Origin of the sequence: Sneathiella sp. P13V-1, assembly GCF_015143595.1 — a bacterium.
GTDB lineage: Bacteria > Pseudomonadota > Alphaproteobacteria > Sneathiellales > Sneathiellaceae > Sneathiella.
Genome location: NZ_WYEU01000002.1, coordinates 788,718 through 806,969, shown reverse-complemented (window position 1 = coordinate 806,969; position 18,252 = coordinate 788,718). Strand labels below are relative to the sequence as shown.

The following is an 18,252-nucleotide window of genomic DNA, read 5'->3' as shown; positions in this document are numbered from 1 at the left end:
GATGTGATAGGAAATATCCCTACCACACATGTTCTGTGCCGTTCCAATTCATGAAACAGCCTGATTTTTCTATTGTCAGCTCTTCGATGATTTGACGGATGCCTAACGCACTTTCGACCGCAGTAATATCTGCAGCACTGCCGCCCATGTCTGTTTGAACCCATCCTGGATGGACACACATTACTGAAATACCATCACGCCTTACATCCTCCGCGACACATTGCATGACTTTATTTACTGCTGATTTGCTGGATCTATATGCAATACGTCCCGCACCTTCTTTGCCCATAGCGCCCATTTGGCTGGATATTGTGACGACTTTACCTTTACTGCGCTTCAGATTTTCATACAGCGCTTCTGTAATTCTCATTGGCGACATGCTATTGGTCGCGAGCACTTCTGCCCAATCACCATAATCCATATCCCGAAATTCCTGATGGGCTCCGCCCATAATCCCGGCGTTATTAATCAGAATATCAATGTCGGTATTCTTTAGTTCCAAACTCAGATTACTTGCAGAAGTGTCGCTTGTGACATCAAGCGAGAGAACTTGAAGTCGTTCTCTATGTGTTTCCTTTAAGTTATTGAGATCATGCGCATTATTTATATTTCTCGCTGTACTAATGACATTGTAATCCGTCTTTTCAAGATACTGCCTGGTGAGTTCCAGACCAATCCCGCGATTAGCACCTGTGATCAAAACTGTGGTTGATGTCATTGAATTATTCCCCCTTTAAATCAGATGACCCATAAATGATATCTTCAACTTCATCCACTGTATGAAGAGATAGTATTTTATTTGAAATATCAAAGGAGTATCCGTTTCTCATAAGAGCTGATAACTCCTTATCCCGTCGTTCATCACGGGTGTTTTTATCTTTATACGGACCAAAACGGCGTTTTCTAACATATTTGGCCGCGCCGATAAGGTCTGTATAGCCTTCAACGTCACTCAGTTCTGTTAAAGCATGATCAGCTTGTCGGTCTTTCAACCCCAGTGATTGCAGTTTCTGACGAATATGACGGGTGGATTTGCCCTGACGGGATAGAGATCTGGCTTTTGCATCTGCATATTGCTGATCATCCATCAGTCCCGCTTTCACAAGGCTTTCAACCACTTCCTCAATCAATTGACGTACTTGTTCCTCATCCTGAGAATGTTGCGCCATCGCTTTGTAATTCTTAGTAAAAAGATGTCGCTTTAGTTTGTCTGTGGTGGCGGCAAAGCGATCCAGATAACGCAATGCTTGCTCCCTCACCCTTTGTTTTTCAACGGGTTTGAGCGGTCGTGGTTTTCGCTTTTTGGGCTGTTTTTCCATATCGTCCATGGGGACACTATCGGATAGTTTGCAGTAGCGGTCAAACAGGATATAAATGCCTGAACACCCCCATGATGAGGCCGAATAAAATGACAAACCAAGATCAAATGACCCGTCTTCTGGAAATCATGGAACGCTTGCGGGATCCTGATGGTGGATGCCCCTGGGATCTGGAACAAACCTTCTCTACCATTGCCCCTCATACCATTGAAGAGGCCTACGAAGTTGCTGAAGCCATTGAAGAAAATGACATGGCAGAACTGAAATCAGAGCTCGGAGATTTGATGTTTCAGGTGGTTTTCTATGCCCAGATGGCCAAAGAACAAGGTGATTTTGATTTTCACGACGTTGTTGGGGCCATCAGTGACAAGATGATTTCTCGACATCCACACGTATTTGGTGACAAATCTATCAAAACAGCGGATGCACAAACTAAAGCATGGGAAGAAACAAAAGCGGAAGAACGCGCGGTCAAAGCCTCTAAATCCGAAGGGCCTATATCTGCACTGGATGGGGTCGCTAAAACCCTGCCTGCACTTACCCGTTCGGAAAAATTACAAAAAAGGGCGGCACGAGTTGGTTTTGACTGGCCTGACCTTCCACCGGTTTTTGACAAGATTCACGAAGAAATCGACGAATTTAAGCAGGAATTGACGCAAAATGCGGAAAAAGACCGCTTGGAAGATGAATTTGGCGACATCTTGTTTGCGGTTGTTAACCTCGGCCGTAAAGCAGGCCTTGATCCGGAAGTGGCCTTAGCCCGGACCAACCGCAAGTTTACGCGCCGCTTTCAGGATGTAGAGGCGGAGCTTGCCAAATTGGGCAAAACCCCTGCTACTTCAAATTTGGAAGAAATGGATGATCTTTGGAATAAAGCAAAAGCGAAGGAATAAGCATTCCTATTTCGCGGCTTTGCTTATTTCCACATCCATTTTCTCTAACTTTCCAAAGTTTTCTGGTGAGAACTTCACTTCCAGCCTAACCACATCATCCACATCCTGCCGATTAACAACAGTGCCATTACGGTAGATCCAGGACACTGTTGCCCCATCTGAGGCTGGCACCTCAATAATCAGGTTTTTCTGGTTCCGAGTGATAATATTCTCAACAGTTTGAAGGAATTCATCCACCCCCTCACCTGTAACTGCTGACATCATCAACAGGTCTTCACGGCGAGAAACTTCATTTTCAATGAAATCCCTCTCTTCCTCTGGCAGCAAATCGATTTTGTTTAAAACTTCAAGGTAAAGGCCGTCTTCTTCCCGATTGATCCCAAGTTTTTTGAGAACGTTAAAGACGTCTTTTTTCTGCGCTTCAGTATCTGCGTGGGTGATGTCGCGCACGTGAACAATGAGGTCAGCTTCAAGCACTTCTTCCAAAGTCGCCCGAAAAGCGGCCACCAGTTCTGTGGGAAGATCTGAGATAAAGCCCACCGTATCAGACAAAATCACAGTTTGACCGCCCGGTAGATCAATTTTGCGCATGGTCGGGTCCAGTGTCGCAAATAACAGATCCTTGGCAAAGACATCGGATTCTGTCAGGCGGTTAAACAAGGTGGATTTACCGGCATTGGTATAGCCAACAAGTGCCACAATCGGATATGGAACCCGTTTGCGTTTTGACCTGTGCAGTTCACGTGTACGCACAACCGTTTCCAGTTGCCGCTTTAACTTGGTAATTCGGTCGTCAATCAAACGACGGTCAATCTCAAGCTGGCTTTCACCGGGACCACCAAGGAAGCCTGCACCGCCCCGCTGACGTTCAAGGTGTGTCCATGACCGAACAAGGCGTGTACGCTGATAGGAAAGATGGGCAAGCTCAACCTGCAACACACCCTCACGGGTCTGCGCGCGATCTCCGAAAATTTCGAGAATAAGACCGGTACGGTCAATAACCTTGGCCTTGATGCGGCGTTCGATGTTGCGTTGTTGAACGGGTGTCACTGCTCCATCAATGATCACCACATCAATGTCATTGGCCTCAATGTAGTCTTTATATTCTTCCAGCTTTCCTTCGCCAAAAAGCGTGCCGGGTTTTGGTTTAGATAGGGGAACAGCTTCGCTGTGAACAACGTCTAGGGAAATAGCAGCCGTCAGTGCCACCGCCTCTTGCAGGCAAGCTTCGGGGTCACGGCCGCTTATTTTTTCGCCTTTTTTCAGATAAGGATGCAGGACAAGTGCCTGATCCCCGGAACGGGACGTTGCCCGTTCTTGATCATTATCCATACTAAATCGTCAAATACTCATTTGGCGCGCTTACTGCGCTGACGGATCATATAGTTGGATTGGAGTAGCTGGCATGACGGTAGAGATGGCATGCTTATAAACCAGTTGATCCTGTTTGTCGCGACGCAGAGTTACGCAAAAATTGTCAAAAGCACTAACAGAACCCTGAAGTTTAACGCCATTTACGAGAAAAATGGTGACAGGGACATTGTCTTTGCGAACTTTGTTAAGAAAAACGTCTTGAACGTTCAGTGATTTCTCAGAGGCCATTTAACAGTCTCTTTCTTTTTATTAAAATTAACTTTCAAAGTTTTTCAGCTTTATCAGGTTTTTATAATAAGGCCGAAATTCTGAAAGGCAAAAAAAGTTTTCCTGACATAAGGATATAATCCCAAAAACACAAGCACATTTGCAGTGAAATCACAGAAATAATCCAAGTTTCCTCTTAAAAAACTGTGAATTTCATGAACAAACGGAATTAGTATGCACTAATTCTGCATATAGCTTTTGAAAATTCCCCTCAAGTTACTGGAAATACTACCAGGTTTTCCGTTGCCGATCACCTTTCCATCCACTTCAACAACCGGCTGAACATAGGAGGAAGAACTAGTCAAAAACACTTCACGGGCATTCATCAGTTCATCTTTTGAAAAGGCACGAAGTTCTACTTTGATCCCTTCCTTTTCCAGCAGGTCCAGAAGCTCTGCGCGGGTAATACCTGCGAGGATGGAATTGCTAGTAGGTCGTGTGATCAATGTGCCATCCTGATCAACAATCCAGGCGTTTGTAGAACTGCCTTCGGTAATGTTTCCGTCAGCATCATATTGAAAGGCTTCATAGGCCCCCTGCTCTTTTGCGGCTTGTTTGGCCAGAACATTTGGAAGCAGCGCCACTGATTTAATGTCGCAACGATTCCAGCGGATATCAGGGGTCGTGATTACAGACACACCCTTATCAGCTTTGGCATCTGCGGCATCCATGGAGGTTTTCTTTGCCGTCATCACAAGAGATGGTACTGCATCTAGGGGAAACGGATGATCACGCGGAGCAACCCCACGAGTCACCTGAATATAGATCAAACCTGTTTCAACTTTATTCTGACGTAGGACTTCTCGCATGACAATCTTCATTGGACCTGGCGCCATTGGGGCATCCATTTGCAGCTCGTCCATGCTGCGCCACAGACGGTCCATGTGCCCCTGCTCGCCTATCATTTTACCGTTTACAATGGGAATAACCTCATACACTCCATCTGCAAACTGATACCCCCGATCTTCAATATGAACTGCGGCTTCACCATGTGGAACATATTGGCCGTTAACATATGCAATGCGCGACATAATCTAACCTCGTTATCGACGCCAAAGGGCGGGATTTAATAATGTAAGTATGGCAAAAAACTCAAGACGTCCAACCAGCATGGCGATACACAAGATTATTTTGGCAAAGCCACTGAGCGCCTCGTAGGAGACAAATTGCGGATTTTCTGACGTTTGAACAATTAAATCAGTGGATACTATAGCTCCTGCATTGGCAAGGTTTGCAAGCGCGAGCGTCAGTGACGCTTCCATATCCAAGTCAGTAAGGGCCAGTCCCAATGACACTAAAATGGCGGCGAACAAGTAGAACGCAAAGAACGCCCAAGTGGACAATATCGTGTCCTTGGTGATGTTTTCCTTCCCGTATTTAAGAAGGATTACAGCACGTGGAAAACTCAATCGACGCACTTCGGCGAGCCCAAGTTTCAGCAACATGATGATACGCAGAAGCTTCACACCACCTGCTGTAGAACCTGTAGAGCCTCCGATGGTCGCCGCCAGCAACATCAAAAACACGACACCAATAGGCCATACCAGAGTGCCATTAGAAACTGGCGGCATCATAAATCCAGTGGTGGTCAGTGCAGAGACACTATTGAACATGGCATAACGAAGGCTGTCCGTTGGATTGATATCCGTTTGCATCAGCAACATCGTAAAAGTTACAGCGATGAGAGCGATCAACACGTAAATCAGATAGCGATATTCTGGGTTTTGAAAATACGCTTTTCTGTCGCCGTTGAAAAATGCCCAGTGAAGAGCAAAATCTATGGCACCAATGACCATAAAAATCATCAACACCAATTCTATTAATCTTCCAGAGAACAACTCTGCCCCGCTGTTGGAAATCATAAATCCACCAGTGGAAAGGGTGCTAAAGGCATAACAAATGGATTCAAACATCCCCATACCGGCAAGCCAAAGAAGGAGAATGCAGCTTACCGTCAATAATGAATAAACCCCGAGGATCGAGATGACCGCATAACGAACTTTGCGTGACAACCGCCTTCGGTTACTTTTGGCGATCGCACGACCAAGGGAGTTGTTGGCCATATCGTTCACTGTCGTCGCAAGAATGGACAGCATGATAATCAGGGAAAATCCACCAAACCATTCAAGTAATGCCCGCCAGAACAAAATAGATCTTGGTAGTGCTTCAACGTCAGAGAAAATGGATGCTCCGGTCGTTGTAAAACCGGACATAGCTTCAAAATAAGCATCAATCAAATCAGTAGAAACACCCGAGAAATAAAAAGGCATTGCTGCGAACAGAGGAATGACGATCCAAACTAATGTGACTGTAAGATATGATTGCCGCCTTTCCATACTTGTGTTTTCACGCCGGCTCGCAAAAACCAGCCCTCCCCCCACAAAAAAGGTCACAATTGAAGACACCAGGAAAGAACCAGCTGTATCAATCGTCCCTATATCAAAGGCAAACATGATCGGTACCAGCATAAGGCAGGCCAACACTGATAACGCCCATCCCAGAATTGTTAAAACCGGGTTTAAGTTCATGTGCTTAGAAAAACTCCAAACTGACGGAGAACATTTCTTCCACCTTGCGAACAGTATTCCGAAGCGCGAAGATCACAACCCGGTCATGAGTTTTAATTACAGTATCTCCTCTAGGGATAACAACCTCTTCATCACGCAAAATCGCGCCAATAATAGTTCCTTTTGGCAATTTCACGTTGCGAAGTTCTTTACCTACAAGTTTTGACGTTTCAAGGGCTTCGCCCTCAACAACCTCTGCGGCTCCATCCTGGAATGAATGCAAACCGCGAATTCGACCGCGGCGAATATGGCGCAGGATTTCGGAGACAGTTGTGGCACGAGGGTCGACGACAACATCAATCCCCAGATCTGTGATCAGGTTTCCAAAAATAGGATTATTGATAAGGGTAATCGCTGTTTCCGCCCCTTGGCCTTTGGCAAGTAGAGAAGACAAAATATTAGCTTCATCGTCATTTGTGAGGGCTACAACCGTCTCTGCACGACTTACGTTAGCTTCATTCAGAATATCAGGATCAAGGGCTTCACCATTGAGAACAATAGATTTTTCCAACTCTTCCTGAATTTTCTCTGCACGTTTTCTGTCGCGTTCAATGATTTTAAGCGACACATTTTTCATGTCATTTTCAATGATTTTGGCCAGGTGAAGGCCAATGTTACCTCCGCCGACGATCACAACGCTTCGGGCTTCTTGCTCTTCGTGACCAAAAAGAGGCATTGCACGGCCTACATGCCCCACGTCCGCAGCGAAATAAACTTCATCCCCGGGGAACATCTGATCATTACTGGTAGGTACAATCATTTTGCCATTACGATAAATGCCTACTACAACGATGTTCAAATCCGGGAATAGTTCGGTCAACTGGCGCAATGGCGTATTAACAATCGGGCAGCTTTCATCAAGGCGAACACCAATGACCTGCACCTTCCCCTCCGCAAAAGACACCATGTCAAAAGCCCCAGGTACCTTTAGGCGACGGGCAATCGCATGGGCGACTTCGACTTCTGGTGAAATAATAACGTCGATAGGTAGGTGGTCACGGCTATATAGATCGGCCCAAATCGGCAACAGATATTGCTGAGAGCGGATACGTGCCACTTTTTTTGGAACATCAAACAGTGAGTGTGCGACCTGCGCGGCAACCATATTAACTTCATCACTGTAGGTCACAGCAATGATCATATCTGCTTCTTGGGCTCCTGCAGCTTCAAGTACATCTGGGTGGGAAGCATGTCCAACCATACCACGCACATCAAGTTCATCGCCGATTTTTTTAATCAGATCGGCATTTTGATCAACAAGTGTGACTTCATTCCCTTCACGGGAAAGTTGACGTGCGATGTTGGAGCCCACTTGACCGGCACCACAAATAATTACCCGCATGATCCATTACCTCTAGGTTCAGGAGACAGATGGCCTTGAAGATTAGTCCGCATCCTTACCCTTATCATTATTATGAATTCCAAGAGATTTCAATTTTCGATGAAGAGCAGACCTTTCCATCCCTACAAAAGAGGCCGTTCGGGAGATATTTCCACCAAAACGATTCACCTGAGCCTCCAGATATTCTTTTTCAAACCTCTCCCTTGCCTCACGCAACGACAATGTCATGATTTCAACTTGCTCACTGTTGTCACTCTTCCCAAGCATTGATTTGGTTGGTCCTGAGTCAGATGGGATCATATCAGAGGTAATGGTTGCATTCCTGTCTCCTGTTTCCAGGATCATAATCTGTTCAATCATATTCTTTAGCTGACGAACATTCCCCGGCCAACTTGCCGCCTGCAATGTAGCAATGGCATCTTCACCAATTTTACGTATAGGTAGGCCGGAAGATTTTGCGAAACTTTCTATGAAGTGACGTGCCAGCGGCGCAACATCTTCCGAACGTTCTTTTAGGGATGGTAAATCCAGCGGAACAACAGCCAGACGATGATAGAGATCTTCGCGGAAACGCCCCTGCTCCATTGCTTCTGCCAAATTCTGGCTTGAGGAGGAGACTACGCGTGCATTAACTTTCACTTTGTCACTACCACCAACACGCTGGAAGGATTGGTCCACAAGGACACGTAATATCTTGCCTTGAGTTTCCAACGGCATATCTGCCACTTCATCAAGGAAAATGGTGCCACCGTGGGCCTGTTCCAGAAGACCGCGCCTTGCCCCTTTTGTTGAACTCAAGTGTCCTTCTTCAACACCAAACAACTGAATTTCCAATAGTTCCGGTGCCATGGTTGCGGCATTCAAGACAACGAACGGCCCATTCGCCCGAAGGGAGTTTTCATGAATCATTCGCGCGACGACTTCTTTTCCTGATCCGGAAGGGCCCGTGATCAACACACGACTGTTTGTTGGTGCAACCCGCATAATGGACTGTTCAACCTGAACCATTATATTGGATCGAAAAACCAGCTTATGGGGAGCCCCGCCCATTTTAGCCTTCAGTTCTTCAACCTCGCGCCTAAGGCGCGAAGATTCCAAAGCCCGCTCAACAACTTGAAGTAATCGTACAGCCTTAAAAGGCTTTTCAATAAAGTCATAAGCACCGATTTTGATCGTATTGACCGCCGTTTCAATATTTCCGTGACCAGAGATCATCACCACAGGCAGGTCAGGGTTGGTCTTTCTAATTTGTTGCAGTATTTCAATACCATCCAGCTTGCTTCCCCTAAGCCAGATATCCAGAATGACCATGGTTGGGCATCTGTTTGCAATTTCACTTAGACATTCGTCACTATTCCCCGCTTCACGGGTTTCATGACCTTCATCTTCCAGAATACCGGCAATTAATTCCCGGATATCTGCTTCGTCGTCGACAATAAGTATGTCAGCGGACATTGTTTATTTCCCTGTTTCGTCGTCAATATCGGTTTTTTTAAAAAATACTTCTACACACGCACCTGGGGGATTAGAGGCGTCTCTTAAAATAAGTGATCCTCCATGTTCCTCCATAATCTTATTTACAATCGCAAGGCCAAGCCCAGTCCCTTTCTCGCGGTGGGTTACATAGGGTTCTGTCAAACGGTTTCGGTCTTCACTCGGAAGACCACGACCATTATCCTCAAACCGGACAATAATGTCGGTATCTTCCTCGATAACTGTAATTTCAATAGATCCTTCAGGCAGGTCTTTTGAATCCCCTTCGCGCCCCTCAATGGCATCCGCCGCGTTCTGCATCAAATTGGTGAACACACGTTTCACCTGCGGTTCATCAATTTTACAGGTGGTATAGGAGGGCAATTCGTTAAGCGTATAGACAATTTCCGGATGCCCAACCTTTTGAAGGAAGACCGCTTCTTCCAAAATCCGGGCAAGCGGTTCAGCTTTAAATACCGGTGCGGGCATCCGTGCAAAAGCCGAAAACTCATCCACCATCTGGCCAATATCGCCTACCTGGCGAATGATTGTATCCGTACATTTGTCAAAAACTTCACGGTCACTTGTGATTTCTTTTCCGTATTTACGGCGAATACGTTCCGCCGCCAATTGGATTGGTGTCAGAGGATTTTTGATCTCATGGGCGATGCGGCGAGCAATATCACCCCACGCTGCCATTCTTTGTGCAGAGACAAGTTCGGTAATCTCCTCAATGGTAACCACAAAGCCCTCAACGCCAGATGCGGAAATTTCGGCGGCAATCCGGACAAGAAGTTGCCTGTGTTTATCGCCACTTTCTAAATGGATTTGCCCTTGGGAAATACGAGAAGGACGTTCGCGCACTTCATTTAGAAGATCTTTGAACTCTGGAGCGACATCATATAGCGACTGCCCCACCATATCATCAACATCCAGTGACAACAGATCACTGGCGGTTCTGTTGGGAAGAGTTATCACACCTTCCTTGTTAAGACCGATTACACCAGAGGAGACACCAGATAGGACTGTTTCAGTGAAACGACGCCGTTCATCAAGCTGCTGGTTTGTCTCTCTCAATCGTTCCTGTTGAGAGGAAAGTTCCCCCACCATACTGTTAAAAGACCGGCTTAGGATCGCCATTTCATCATACGCAACCCTCTCATCCACCTTGGCTTTAAGGTCGCCATCACGAACGCGTTCTGCTGCATCAACGAGGCCTGCAATTGGTCCCACAAGCCGCGATGAAATAGCAAGGCCAAACCAAACGGCCGCAAGGACCACCATCAAGGAGATAATGATAAAAATCACCGCGAACTGAATTTGAATACCAAAGCCTTCCTCTTTCAGCTGCCGATAATCTTCTGATGCTTTACGGGTGCGCTCCAGATGCCCCAGAACACGCGGATCAATGTAACGGCTGATAAACAAATATCCATCCAAGATACGATCAAGCTGAACAAGTGCCCGAACGCGTTCATCTCCCTCTTCGGTTGCGATGATCACCTGAGTTGAGGTTGCTTTTTCAATCAGTTCATTGGGCATCTGGTCAAATTCGACCAGAAAACTCAGGTTTGATTGGGCAATGATGCGCTTATTACCATCGAGAACCACCGCTTCACTCAGGTTTCTGGCCGCAACCTGTTCTGTCAAAAAACGACTGAAAAGAGTTTTGCTTTGCAGGATTTGAACTGGAACACGATTGATGTCTGCAGCAATACCCAGGGCATCAATACGAATATTCTGAATATTCTCTTTGATATAGGCGTCCGCGACCCCCAAGGATTCCGCAACCGCTTCATTCACAGGATCTGAAAAGTGCTTTTGAAAGTAAATATTGAAAAAGAGCGCAGAAAAGAGCGCGACCATCAAAGCGGGAGCCACAGCAATAAGGATAAACAGGCGTACCACGCGGCGATGCATGGCGCTGCCGGCTTTGCCGGTTTTATTTCTGCGCCACATGCGCATAAGGCGCTGGCTGACAAGTCCCGCCAAAATCACGAGAAAGACTAGATCTGCGATAACCAGAAGTTTGGTATAATTGTTGTCGCCGACCGTCAACGAACCATATGTCGCAATTCCGGAAGCCAGTGCAAGGAGCGCAACAGCAAGTGAGCTTTTCGGCCCCAGGCCAAATCTCTTTGACCAACGGCTCCAAAAACTTTCAGTTTGCGAAATGTTACTTTGCATCTGTGTCACAGCTCTGCCACACAGCCACAAAGGCATCTTTTACACATCGCTCAACCTGCCCCCGTACGTGTTACGATTCCCAAAAACCACATCTGTGGTATTTAAGCATCACTTCACGCCGCGAACAACCTGAATATCAAGCTCTCGTATCTTTTTCCGTAATGTATTTCGGTTGAGACCCAACAATTCTGCGGTTCTGATCTGATTTCCGTTTGTCGCATCCAACGACAGCGTAATCAGAGGACGTTCGACCTCTCGAATTACCCGCTCATAGAGGCCGGATGGCGGTAAACTGCCGGGATGGGCGGCAAAATACTTCGCTATATGCCGCTCAACCGCATCGCCAAGGCTTTCATCTTCGGGAATCACGTCAGTGGATGGGGTACTTGCTGTTGGTTGCAATTCCATGGCAACCACTTTGGCATCGATCACTTCTTCAGAATAAAGCGCCACCAAACGCTGAACCAGATTTTCAAGTTCGCGAACGTTACCCGGCCATTTATGTTTCTTCAGGATCTCAAGCGCTTCATTGTCGATACTTTTGACCGGAAGTCCTTCTTCCTGAGTGAGTGCCAAAAAGTGACGCACCAGATCCGGAATGTCTTCCGATCTCTCCCGTAAGGGTGGCAAGCGGAGTGGCACCACATTCAAACGATAGAACAAATCTTCACGGAACAATCCCTGACGGACAAATTGACGAAGGTCCCTGTTTGTTGCGGCAACGATACGCACATCTGTTTTCATAGGAGTGCGGCCGCCAACGGTCGTGTATTCCCCCTGCTGCAAGACCCGCAGAAGACGGGTTTGTGCATCAAGCGGCATATCACCTATTTCATCCAAAAACAGTGTGCCGCCCTGGGCCTGCTCGAAACGTCCAACAGCGCGACTTTCTGCGCCGGTGAAGGCGCCTTTTTCGTGACCGAACAGCTCTGATTCAATCAATTCCTTTGGGATCGCCGCCATGTTAATCGGAACAAAAGGGCCGCTTTTGCGTTTGCCATATTCATGCAAAGCACGGGCAACAAGCTCTTTACCGGTTCCGCTTTCACCTGTGATCATAACGGTGAGATCTGTTCCCATCAGACGGGCAAGAACGCGGTAAATTTCCTGCATCGCAGGGGAGCGACCGATCAGAGGGATTTTCCCTTCTGTATCTTCCTCTTCTACCGTATTGCTGCGTACTTTCTTTGGCTTGGATAAAGCACGCTCCACTACCTGCAGAAGTTCTTTCAAATCGAATGGCTTTGGTAAGTAGTCATAGGCACCGCGTTCCGTTGCCTTCACCGCAGTCAGAAGGGTGTTTTGCGCGCTCATCACGATGATGGGCAGTTCAGGGCGGATTTTCTTAAGCCGCGGTAGAAGATCAAGCCCGTTTTCATCTGGCATCACAACGTCGGTAAGAACAAGATCCCCTTCTCCTTCCAGCACCCAGTTATAAAGGGTGGCTGCGTTTCCGGTGGATCTGACAGTATAGTTTGCACGGGACAGGGCTTGGTCAAGGACCGTACGGATCCCTTGATCGTCATCTGCAACAAGTATGGTTCCAGCCATTAGCTTTCATCTTTCTGTTTGGCGACATGATAGACGGGAAGACGGATCAGGAAATGCCCACCTTTTCCGCTATTGTCATATTCAACAATTCCCCCGTGATCCCCGACGATTTTGGCAACAAGGGCCAGCCCCAGCCCGCTACCGCCTGTTTTCGTCGTGACAAAAGGATCAAAAATATGAGGGAGAAGTTCCTCGGATATTCCCGGACCGTTATCTTTCACACCAACTTCCAAAGGAAGTTGTACCCGGCCCTTGCTTCCTGGCACTGCCAGCCGAACACCCGGCTTGTAGGCAGTTGTCAGGGTAATTTCACCACTGTCTTCAGGGACACTTTCGCAGGCGTTTTTCACCAGATTTAAGAGCACCTGAATTAACTGATCCCGGTTGCCATATACGTAAGGCAAAGATGGATCATATTGTTCAATGAAGTTTACTTTCTTGCCAAAACCATTTCTGGCAATCATGCGCACATGTTCAAGTACTTCGTGGATGTTCACCGCATCCCGCTCAATCGGTCGATCATCGGAAAACGCCTCCATCCGGTCCACGATGGCGCAGATGCGGTCCGTTTCATCGCAGATAAGCCGTGTAAGCGCGCGATCTCCGTCTGAGGCATTCATCTCAAGAAGCTGTGCTGATCCCCGAATGCCAGACAACGGGTTCTTCACTTCGTGGGCAAGCATGGCTGCCATGGCGGTAACAGATCGCGCGGCACCCCGGTGGGTCAGTTGGCGATCCATTTTGGACGCCATGGAACGTTCTTCGATCTGAACCACCACGAGGTTCTTGTCATACATGGAAGAGACTTGAATATTCACATTCTTGGAGCCGGTTTTCGGCGTTCCAAGATCAACCCCATATTCAGAGATACGGTCTTTGTATTTCCGCACCTGATCTACCAGATTGATAATCGGGCTTCCAAAGGGAACCAGTTGCTCCAGCTTTGTTTTCCTTAGCACTTTAACAGAGGAGGAAAAGAACTCCTCTCCCGCCGGATTGGCGTAAGGTACATACCCTTCCTCATCAACCACAATGATTGGATCAGCCAGTGCGGAAAGGATGCTTAAAGGGTCCGGAGTTTTCTTCAACTTCTCTAACATGGTTTAGGCAACCTCGCTCCCTTCCCGGTCAAGCTGATCATAGAATTTGAAAATCTCATCGCGCACTTGCAGATGGTCATCCAGACGCACCACGGTGTCGCGAAACTTCTTGCCGCCTGGAAGACGTTCAGAGTACCAGCCCAGATGTTTGCGTGCGACACGCACACCAACCCGTGGGGTGTATAAATCAATAATTCCGTCATAATGTTCCAGAACCAGATCGCGCTGGGTCTCAAAATCGGGATCGGCAACAATGGTGCCGTCTTTCAGATACTCACACACCTGATTGACGAACCACGGGCGACCATAGGCCCCGCGCCCGATCATAACGCCGTCAGCCCCCGACTGGTCCATAGCCTCACGTGCGTCTTGCACTGTTTGGATATCCCCATTGGCAATGACGGGCAGCGATACAGCGTCCTTCACATTTCGGATAAAGCGCCAATCGGCAGATCCTTTAAAGAACTGACAGCGGGTACGCCCATGCACGGTAAGCATCTTGATCCCCACATCTTCGGCGATTTTAGCAAGTTCTGGTGCGTTGCGGCTGTCGTCATCCCATCCGGTCCGCATCTTAAGTGTCACTGGAATATCCACCGCGTCCACAGTAGCTTTTAAGATCTTGCCTGCGTGCTCCAGATCCTTCATCAGTGACGATCCAGCCATACCGGACGTCACCTTCTTCACAGGACAGCCCATATTGATATCAAGGATCTTGGCACCGCGTTCTTCGTTCAATCGGGCGGCATCTGCCATAATCTCTGGATCACATCCGGCAAGCTGCACGGCCATCAGATCTACATCATCGTCAGCACGAATAATACGAAGAGATCGGCGGGTTTCCGCCACCATGGCCTTACTCGCCACCATTTCTGAAAACACAAGACCAGCCCCGTATCGGGATACAATTCTTCGAAATGGCAAATCGGTAATTCCGGCCATTGGCGCGAGCAGCGCGAGCTTGTCTAATTTAATGTCACCGATACAAATGGTCATTTTTTATGCAAAAATAAAAATGATTAACTTTTGTGCAATTTAGGGTAGTGAAAGAGGAATTGCAACTGAAACCTGTTCACTTTCTCTATTTTGTTGAACCCCTTGCAGCCTCGCCTTAATCTAGGGGCATGACCTCAGTTGCACTCATTGTCGCCGCGGGAAGCGGCAGCCGAACCGGACTTGATTTTCCCAAGCAATATTTGTCCCTTGGGGATGAAATGATGCTGACCAAGACCATTCGTGCCTTTTACGACCACCCGGAAATCGACCAGATTCAGGTGGTGATTAACCCCGATGACATTGATCTTTATCGGGAGGCCATCAAGGGTTTCAAGCTACCCCATTGGGTGGCGGGCAGTACAACGCGCCAGAAAAGTGTTCATGCTGGCCTTGATGCAATTGAACGTTTTGCGCCAGACACCGTCCTTATTCACGATGCCGCACGCCCTTTTGTCAGCGCCGATCTGATTAGCCGTTGCCTTAAAGCGATGGAGAAATACAAAGCGGTCCTTCCCGCCCTCCCCGTTGTGGATACGCTTAAATCCGTGCGGGAAAATGAGGTTAAAGAAACCCTCGACCGGAACCATATTGTGGCGGCCCAAACCCCCCAATGCTTTGACTATGAAGCCATTTTGGGCGCACACCGGATATATAACTCGCAAGAAGTCACCGATGATGTGGCACTTGCCGAACTTTCCGGCATTCCTGTCCACTGGATCCGCGGCAGTCAGGCCAATATCAAAATCACAACCCACGAAGATATCGCCATGATCAAATCAAGCAATCTGACAGATATTCGAACCGGCATGGGCTATGACGTTCATAAGTTTGCCCCTGACCGGGACATGTGGCTAGGCGGGATCAAGGTCCCTCACGAAGAAGGACTCGCCGGACATTCAGACGCAGATGTAGCATTGCACGCCATTACCGACGCAGTTCTCGGCGCCATTGGGGAAGGTGATATCGGCACTCACTTCCCACCGTCTGATGATAAATGGAAAGGCGCGTCTTCTGATCGCTTCCTTGCTCATGCGGCGAAACTGGTCGCGGAAAAAGGCGGTGTAATTTCCCATATCGACCTCACCATAATATGTGAGGCCCCGAAAATCGGGCCGCATCGGGATAAAATGCGCGCCCGAATTTCTGAAATTCTTGAAATCGCCACACCGCGTGTTTCGGTCAAAGGCACCACAACAGAAAAACTCGGCTTCACAGGCCGCAAAGAAGGCATCGCCGCGCAAGCCGTTGCCACCGTCAAACTGCCGGAATAGACAAGAACGAGAATGACAACAAAGCTCAATAATATCTCTGCCTTTCATCCGGCAACGATTATGGCGACCTGGTTCTGGTCCGGCCTGTCCCCAAAGGCTCCGGGGACACTCGGGTCCTTGGCGGCGCTGCCATTTGGATACGGTATTTATATGCTGGGCGGGCAAGTTTACCTGATGGAGGCTATTGTTGTGGTCTTCCTGTTGGGTATTCTGGTGACCCATATCTATTGCAAGAAAACGGGCCGCACAGACCCCGGCGAGGTAGTGATTGACGAGGTAGCGGGTCAATGGATCCCGCTTCTCATCGCAGGGACTTCCCCCCTTCTCTATCTACTGGCATTTGTCTTTTTCCGGATTTTTGATATCTGGAAACCTTGGCCCATCGGATGGATGGATAAAAATATAAAAGGCGCTCTTGGCGTGATGGTTGATGATATTGCGGCAGGTGTTCTGGCCCTTGGCGCATTGGCACTTATAAAACAGGTAATCTGATGAGCATTCTTCCCGAACATATCGAAACCCTTGCCACCAAAGTCATCAAAAAAGGCGCTGAAAAAGGTGTGTATGTTGCCACCGCCGAAAGCTGCACAGGCGGCCTCATTGGCGGGTCACTCACGGACATCGCCGGATCCTCCGCCGTTGTGGATCGGGGTTTTATTACCTACACCAACAAGGCAAAGATGCAGGTGCTTGGGGTTTCTGCCGATACATTGCGCGAAGTTGGCGCGGTCTCTGAACGCACGGCCTGTGAAATGGCAAATGGCGCCATCGCCAAATCCGCCTCCCACCTTGCCGTTGCCGTCACCGGCATCGCAGGCCCCGGCGGTAGTGACCACAAACCCGGTGGCCGCGTCCACCTCGCCACCGCAAACCGCGACGGCATCATCCTGCACAAAAAAATGGACTACGGCGACATCGGCCGCGACAAAGTCCGCCTCGCCACAATTGAGACAGCCCTTGAAATGCTGCTAAGCGCGCTGGAAGAGATGTGATTACTCAGGAAACTCTTCAAATCTGGGTGCATCCGTTAAGCATTCTTCCCAACTCGCGGCGTCTTTCATGAAAAGGTGACCGTTGAGTTTAATGTCGACAGGGGTGTCGAGAGTGCCCGCGGGGACGACGAGGAGGTCGCCTTGTGTGATTGGCATCACGGCACCACATGTTTTGCAAAAACTTCGGGTGTGGCGGGTGCCTTTGACGTTAAAGGTTGTGATCTGATCTTCTCCGGTCAGCCATTTTAACTTGGCCTCGGTCGAGAAAAGATTTGCACCGTGGGCGGAACCGCTTCCTTTTTGGCAGCGATGACAATGGCAGAGGAAGAACTGCTGAAATTCACCCGTGATGTCGAAAGTGACCGCCCCGCAAAGGCAGGACCCTTTATGTATTTTTGCCATTTTATCCCCTCGCCCAAGCTGTAAAAGCTGTCAGGGGATAATAGACTTTATTTAGAGGGACTAACAACCCCGTCGGGTGCACCGTAAAGGTCTTTGGCGCGGGACTCGAACGCGGCGATCATGCGTTGGACGGCTTCGTTGAAAAGCATGCCGATGGTTTTTTGCAAGATGACGGATTTAAACTCGAAATCCACGAAGAAGTCGATTTCGCAGCCGTCAGGATGATCAAGGAAGATCCAGTGGTTGTTGAGGTACTTGAACGGTCCGTCTTTATATTCCACGTCTATGCGTGGCTCTAACGCGTCCATTTTCACATGCGATGTAAAGCGTTCGCGGAACATCTTAAACCCGATCACAAGGTCGGCGACCATATGAACATCGGATTGTTCTTTCACACGCGCGCCAATGCACCAAGGCAGAAATTCAGGGTATTTATCAACCGACGCCACCAGAGTGAATAACTGTTCCGGAGTGTAAGGCAGGACCTTTTTTTCTGCATGTGTGGGCATGGGTTACTC

18 protein-coding genes are annotated in these 18,252 nt (G+C 48.2%); 4 read left to right on the top strand and 14 right to left on the bottom strand.

Annotated features, from left to right (window positions below):
- Nucleotides 1–19 precede the first annotated feature (19 nt).
- Together GUA87_RS10800 and GUA87_RS10795 are read right to left on the bottom strand one after the other, a co-directional pair.
- Nucleotides 20–718, bottom strand: a complete 699-nt coding sequence (locus GUA87_RS10800) for an SDR family oxidoreductase (protein ID WP_193716566.1) — start codon at nucleotides 716–718, stop codon at nucleotides 20–22.
- A gap of 4 nt (nucleotides 719–722) precedes the next feature.
- Nucleotides 723–1,328 (bottom strand): regulatory protein RecX, encoded by a 606-nt coding sequence (locus GUA87_RS10795; RefSeq protein WP_193716565.1) that lies wholly within the window; start codon nucleotides 1,326–1,328, stop codon nucleotides 723–725.
- 80 nt (nucleotides 1,329–1,408) lie between these two features.
- Between GUA87_RS10795 and mazG the strand changes: the two genes are divergently transcribed.
- Nucleotides 1,409–2,212 carry a nucleoside triphosphate pyrophosphohydrolase gene (gene mazG, locus GUA87_RS10790; protein WP_193716564.1) on the top strand — a complete coding sequence of 268 codons (804 nt, stop codon included), beginning with the start codon at nucleotides 1,409–1,411 and terminating at the stop codon, nucleotides 2,210–2,212.
- A gap of 6 nt (nucleotides 2,213–2,218) precedes the next feature.
- Here mazG and hflX read toward each other — a convergent pair whose 3' ends face one another.
- The 10 genes from hflX to dusB form a co-directional block, all read right to left on the bottom strand.
- Nucleotides 2,219–3,544, bottom strand: coding sequence for a GTPase HflX (gene hflX / locus GUA87_RS10785; RefSeq protein WP_193716563.1), 1,326 nt, complete (start codon nucleotides 3,542–3,544; stop codon nucleotides 2,219–2,221).
- Between the two features lie 30 nt (nucleotides 3,545–3,574).
- Nucleotides 3,575–3,814 (bottom strand): RNA chaperone Hfq, encoded by a 240-nt coding sequence (gene hfq, locus GUA87_RS10780; protein ID WP_193716562.1) that lies wholly within the window; start codon nucleotides 3,812–3,814, stop codon nucleotides 3,575–3,577.
- Nucleotides 3,815–4,032: 218 nt separating this feature from the next.
- Nucleotides 4,033–4,884: a D-amino-acid transaminase gene (dat, locus tag GUA87_RS10775; RefSeq protein ID WP_193716561.1), complete on the bottom strand. Its 852-nt coding sequence runs from the start codon at nucleotides 4,882–4,884 to the stop codon at nucleotides 4,033–4,035.
- Between the two features lie 12 nt (nucleotides 4,885–4,896).
- Nucleotides 4,897–6,336 carry a TrkH family potassium uptake protein gene (locus GUA87_RS10770; RefSeq protein ID WP_321575902.1) on the bottom strand — a complete coding sequence of 480 codons (1,440 nt, stop codon included), beginning with the start codon at nucleotides 6,334–6,336 and terminating at the stop codon, nucleotides 4,897–4,899.
- Nucleotides 6,337–6,385: 49 nt separating this feature from the next.
- The gene (trkA, locus tag GUA87_RS10765; protein ID WP_193716559.1) at nucleotides 6,386–7,762 is read right to left on the bottom strand and encodes a Trk system potassium transporter TrkA; all 1,377 of its coding nucleotides are present in this window, start codon (nucleotides 7,760–7,762) and stop codon (nucleotides 6,386–6,388) included.
- A gap of 42 nt (nucleotides 7,763–7,804) precedes the next feature.
- Nucleotides 7,805–9,217, bottom strand: coding sequence for a sigma-54-dependent transcriptional regulator (locus GUA87_RS10760; protein WP_193716558.1), 1,413 nt, complete (start codon nucleotides 9,215–9,217; stop codon nucleotides 7,805–7,807).
- A 3-nt stretch (nucleotides 9,218–9,220) separates the two neighbouring features.
- The gene (locus tag GUA87_RS10755) at nucleotides 9,221–11,422 is read right to left on the bottom strand and encodes a sensor histidine kinase NtrY-like (RefSeq protein ID WP_193716557.1); all 2,202 of its coding nucleotides are present in this window, start codon (nucleotides 11,420–11,422) and stop codon (nucleotides 9,221–9,223) included.
- Nucleotides 11,423–11,530: 108 nt separating this feature from the next.
- Nucleotides 11,531–12,973, bottom strand: coding sequence for a nitrogen regulation protein NR(I) (gene ntrC, locus GUA87_RS10750; protein ID WP_193716556.1), 1,443 nt, complete (start codon nucleotides 12,971–12,973; stop codon nucleotides 11,531–11,533).
- Nucleotides 12,973–14,073, bottom strand: coding sequence for a two-component system sensor histidine kinase NtrB (locus GUA87_RS10745; RefSeq protein WP_193716555.1), 1,101 nt, complete (start codon nucleotides 14,071–14,073; stop codon nucleotides 12,973–12,975). Before GUA87_RS10745 ends, ntrC begins: the two co-directional genes overlap by 1 nt.
- Before the next feature lie 3 nt (nucleotides 14,074–14,076).
- Complete coding sequence (gene dusB / locus GUA87_RS10740; protein WP_193716554.1) at nucleotides 14,077–15,069, bottom strand: tRNA dihydrouridine synthase DusB; 993 nt, start codon at nucleotides 15,067–15,069, stop codon at nucleotides 14,077–14,079.
- 128 nt (nucleotides 15,070–15,197) lie between these two features.
- Here dusB and GUA87_RS10735 point away from each other — a divergent pair, with 128 nt between their 5' ends.
- From GUA87_RS10735 to GUA87_RS10725, 3 genes are read left to right on the top strand one after another with little or no spacing between them, the layout of a single operon-like run.
- Nucleotides 15,198–16,340 (top strand): bifunctional 2-C-methyl-D-erythritol 4-phosphate cytidylyltransferase/2-C-methyl-D-erythritol 2,4-cyclodiphosphate synthase, encoded by a 1,143-nt coding sequence (locus GUA87_RS10735; RefSeq protein ID WP_193716553.1) that lies wholly within the window; start codon nucleotides 15,198–15,200, stop codon nucleotides 16,338–16,340.
- 12 nt (nucleotides 16,341–16,352) lie between these two features.
- Entirely contained in the window at nucleotides 16,353–16,832 is a 480-nt protein-coding gene (locus GUA87_RS10730; RefSeq protein WP_193716552.1) for a phosphatidylglycerophosphatase A, read from the top strand.
- Nucleotides 16,832–17,332, top strand: coding sequence for a CinA family protein (locus tag GUA87_RS10725; RefSeq protein ID WP_193716551.1), 501 nt, complete (start codon nucleotides 16,832–16,834; stop codon nucleotides 17,330–17,332). The genes GUA87_RS10730 and GUA87_RS10725 overlap by 1 nt, the downstream gene beginning before the upstream one ends.
- On the opposite strand, the gene GUA87_RS10720 is transcribed toward GUA87_RS10725, so the two are convergent.
- A complete protein-coding gene (locus GUA87_RS10720; protein ID WP_193716550.1) occupies nucleotides 17,333–17,734 on the bottom strand; it encodes a GFA family protein in 402 nt (133 codons plus the stop codon).
- Nucleotides 17,735–17,781: 47 nt separating this feature from the next.
- On the bottom strand, nucleotides 17,782–18,243 hold the full coding sequence (locus GUA87_RS10715) for a type II toxin-antitoxin system RatA family toxin (protein ID WP_193716549.1): 462 nt from the start codon (nucleotides 18,241–18,243) through the stop codon (nucleotides 17,782–17,784).
- Nucleotides 18,244–18,252: the final 9 nt, after the last annotated feature.

Excerpts from the sequence above, each read along its gene's own strand:
- GUA87_RS10725 (WP_193716551.1), top strand. The coding sequence starts at position 16,832 with ATGAGCATTCTTCCCGAACATATCGAAACCCTTGCCACCAAAGTCATC.
- ntrC (WP_193716556.1), bottom strand. The coding sequence starts at position 12,973 with ATGGCTGGAACCATACTTGTTGCAGATGACGATCAAGGGATCCGTACG.
- GUA87_RS10760 (WP_193716558.1), bottom strand. The coding sequence starts at position 9,217 with ATGTCCGCTGACATACTTATTGTCGACGACGAAGCAGATATCCGGGAA.
- GUA87_RS10800 (WP_193716566.1), bottom strand. The coding sequence starts at position 718 with ATGACATCAACCACAGTTTTGATCACAGGTGCTAATCGCGGGATTGGT.
- mazG (WP_193716564.1), top strand. The coding sequence starts at position 1,409 with ATGACAAACCAAGATCAAATGACCCGTCTTCTGGAAATCATGGAACGC.
- GUA87_RS10720 (WP_193716550.1), bottom strand. The coding sequence starts at position 17,734 with ATGGCAAAAATACATAAAGGGTCCTGCCTTTGCGGGGCGGTCACTTTC.
- GUA87_RS10745 (WP_193716555.1), bottom strand. The coding sequence starts at position 14,073 with ATGTTAGAGAAGTTGAAGAAAACTCCGGACCCTTTAAGCATCCTTTCC.
- dat (WP_193716561.1), bottom strand. The coding sequence starts at position 4,884 with ATGTCGCGCATTGCATATGTTAACGGCCAATATGTTCCACATGGTGAA.
- GUA87_RS10730 (WP_193716552.1), top strand. The coding sequence starts at position 16,353 with ATGACAACAAAGCTCAATAATATCTCTGCCTTTCATCCGGCAACGATT.
- GUA87_RS10755 (WP_193716557.1), bottom strand. The coding sequence starts at position 11,422 with ATGCAAAGTAACATTTCGCAAACTGAAAGTTTTTGGAGCCGTTGGTCA.
- hflX (WP_193716563.1), bottom strand. The coding sequence starts at position 3,544 with ATGGATAATGATCAAGAACGGGCAACGTCCCGTTCCGGGGATCAGGCA.
- GUA87_RS10715 (WP_193716549.1), bottom strand. The coding sequence starts at position 18,243 with ATGCCCACACATGCAGAAAAAAAGGTCCTGCCTTACACTCCGGAACAG.
- trkA (WP_193716559.1), bottom strand. The coding sequence starts at position 7,762 with ATGCGGGTAATTATTTGTGGTGCCGGTCAAGTGGGCTCCAACATCGCA.
- GUA87_RS10795 (WP_193716565.1), bottom strand. The coding sequence starts at position 1,328 with ATGGACGATATGGAAAAACAGCCCAAAAAGCGAAAACCACGACCGCTC.
- GUA87_RS10735 (WP_193716553.1), top strand. The coding sequence starts at position 15,198 with ATGACCTCAGTTGCACTCATTGTCGCCGCGGGAAGCGGCAGCCGAACC.
- hfq (WP_193716562.1), bottom strand. The coding sequence starts at position 3,814 with ATGGCCTCTGAGAAATCACTGAACGTTCAAGACGTTTTTCTTAACAAA.
- dusB (WP_193716554.1), bottom strand. The coding sequence starts at position 15,069 with ATGACCATTTGTATCGGTGACATTAAATTAGACAAGCTCGCGCTGCTC.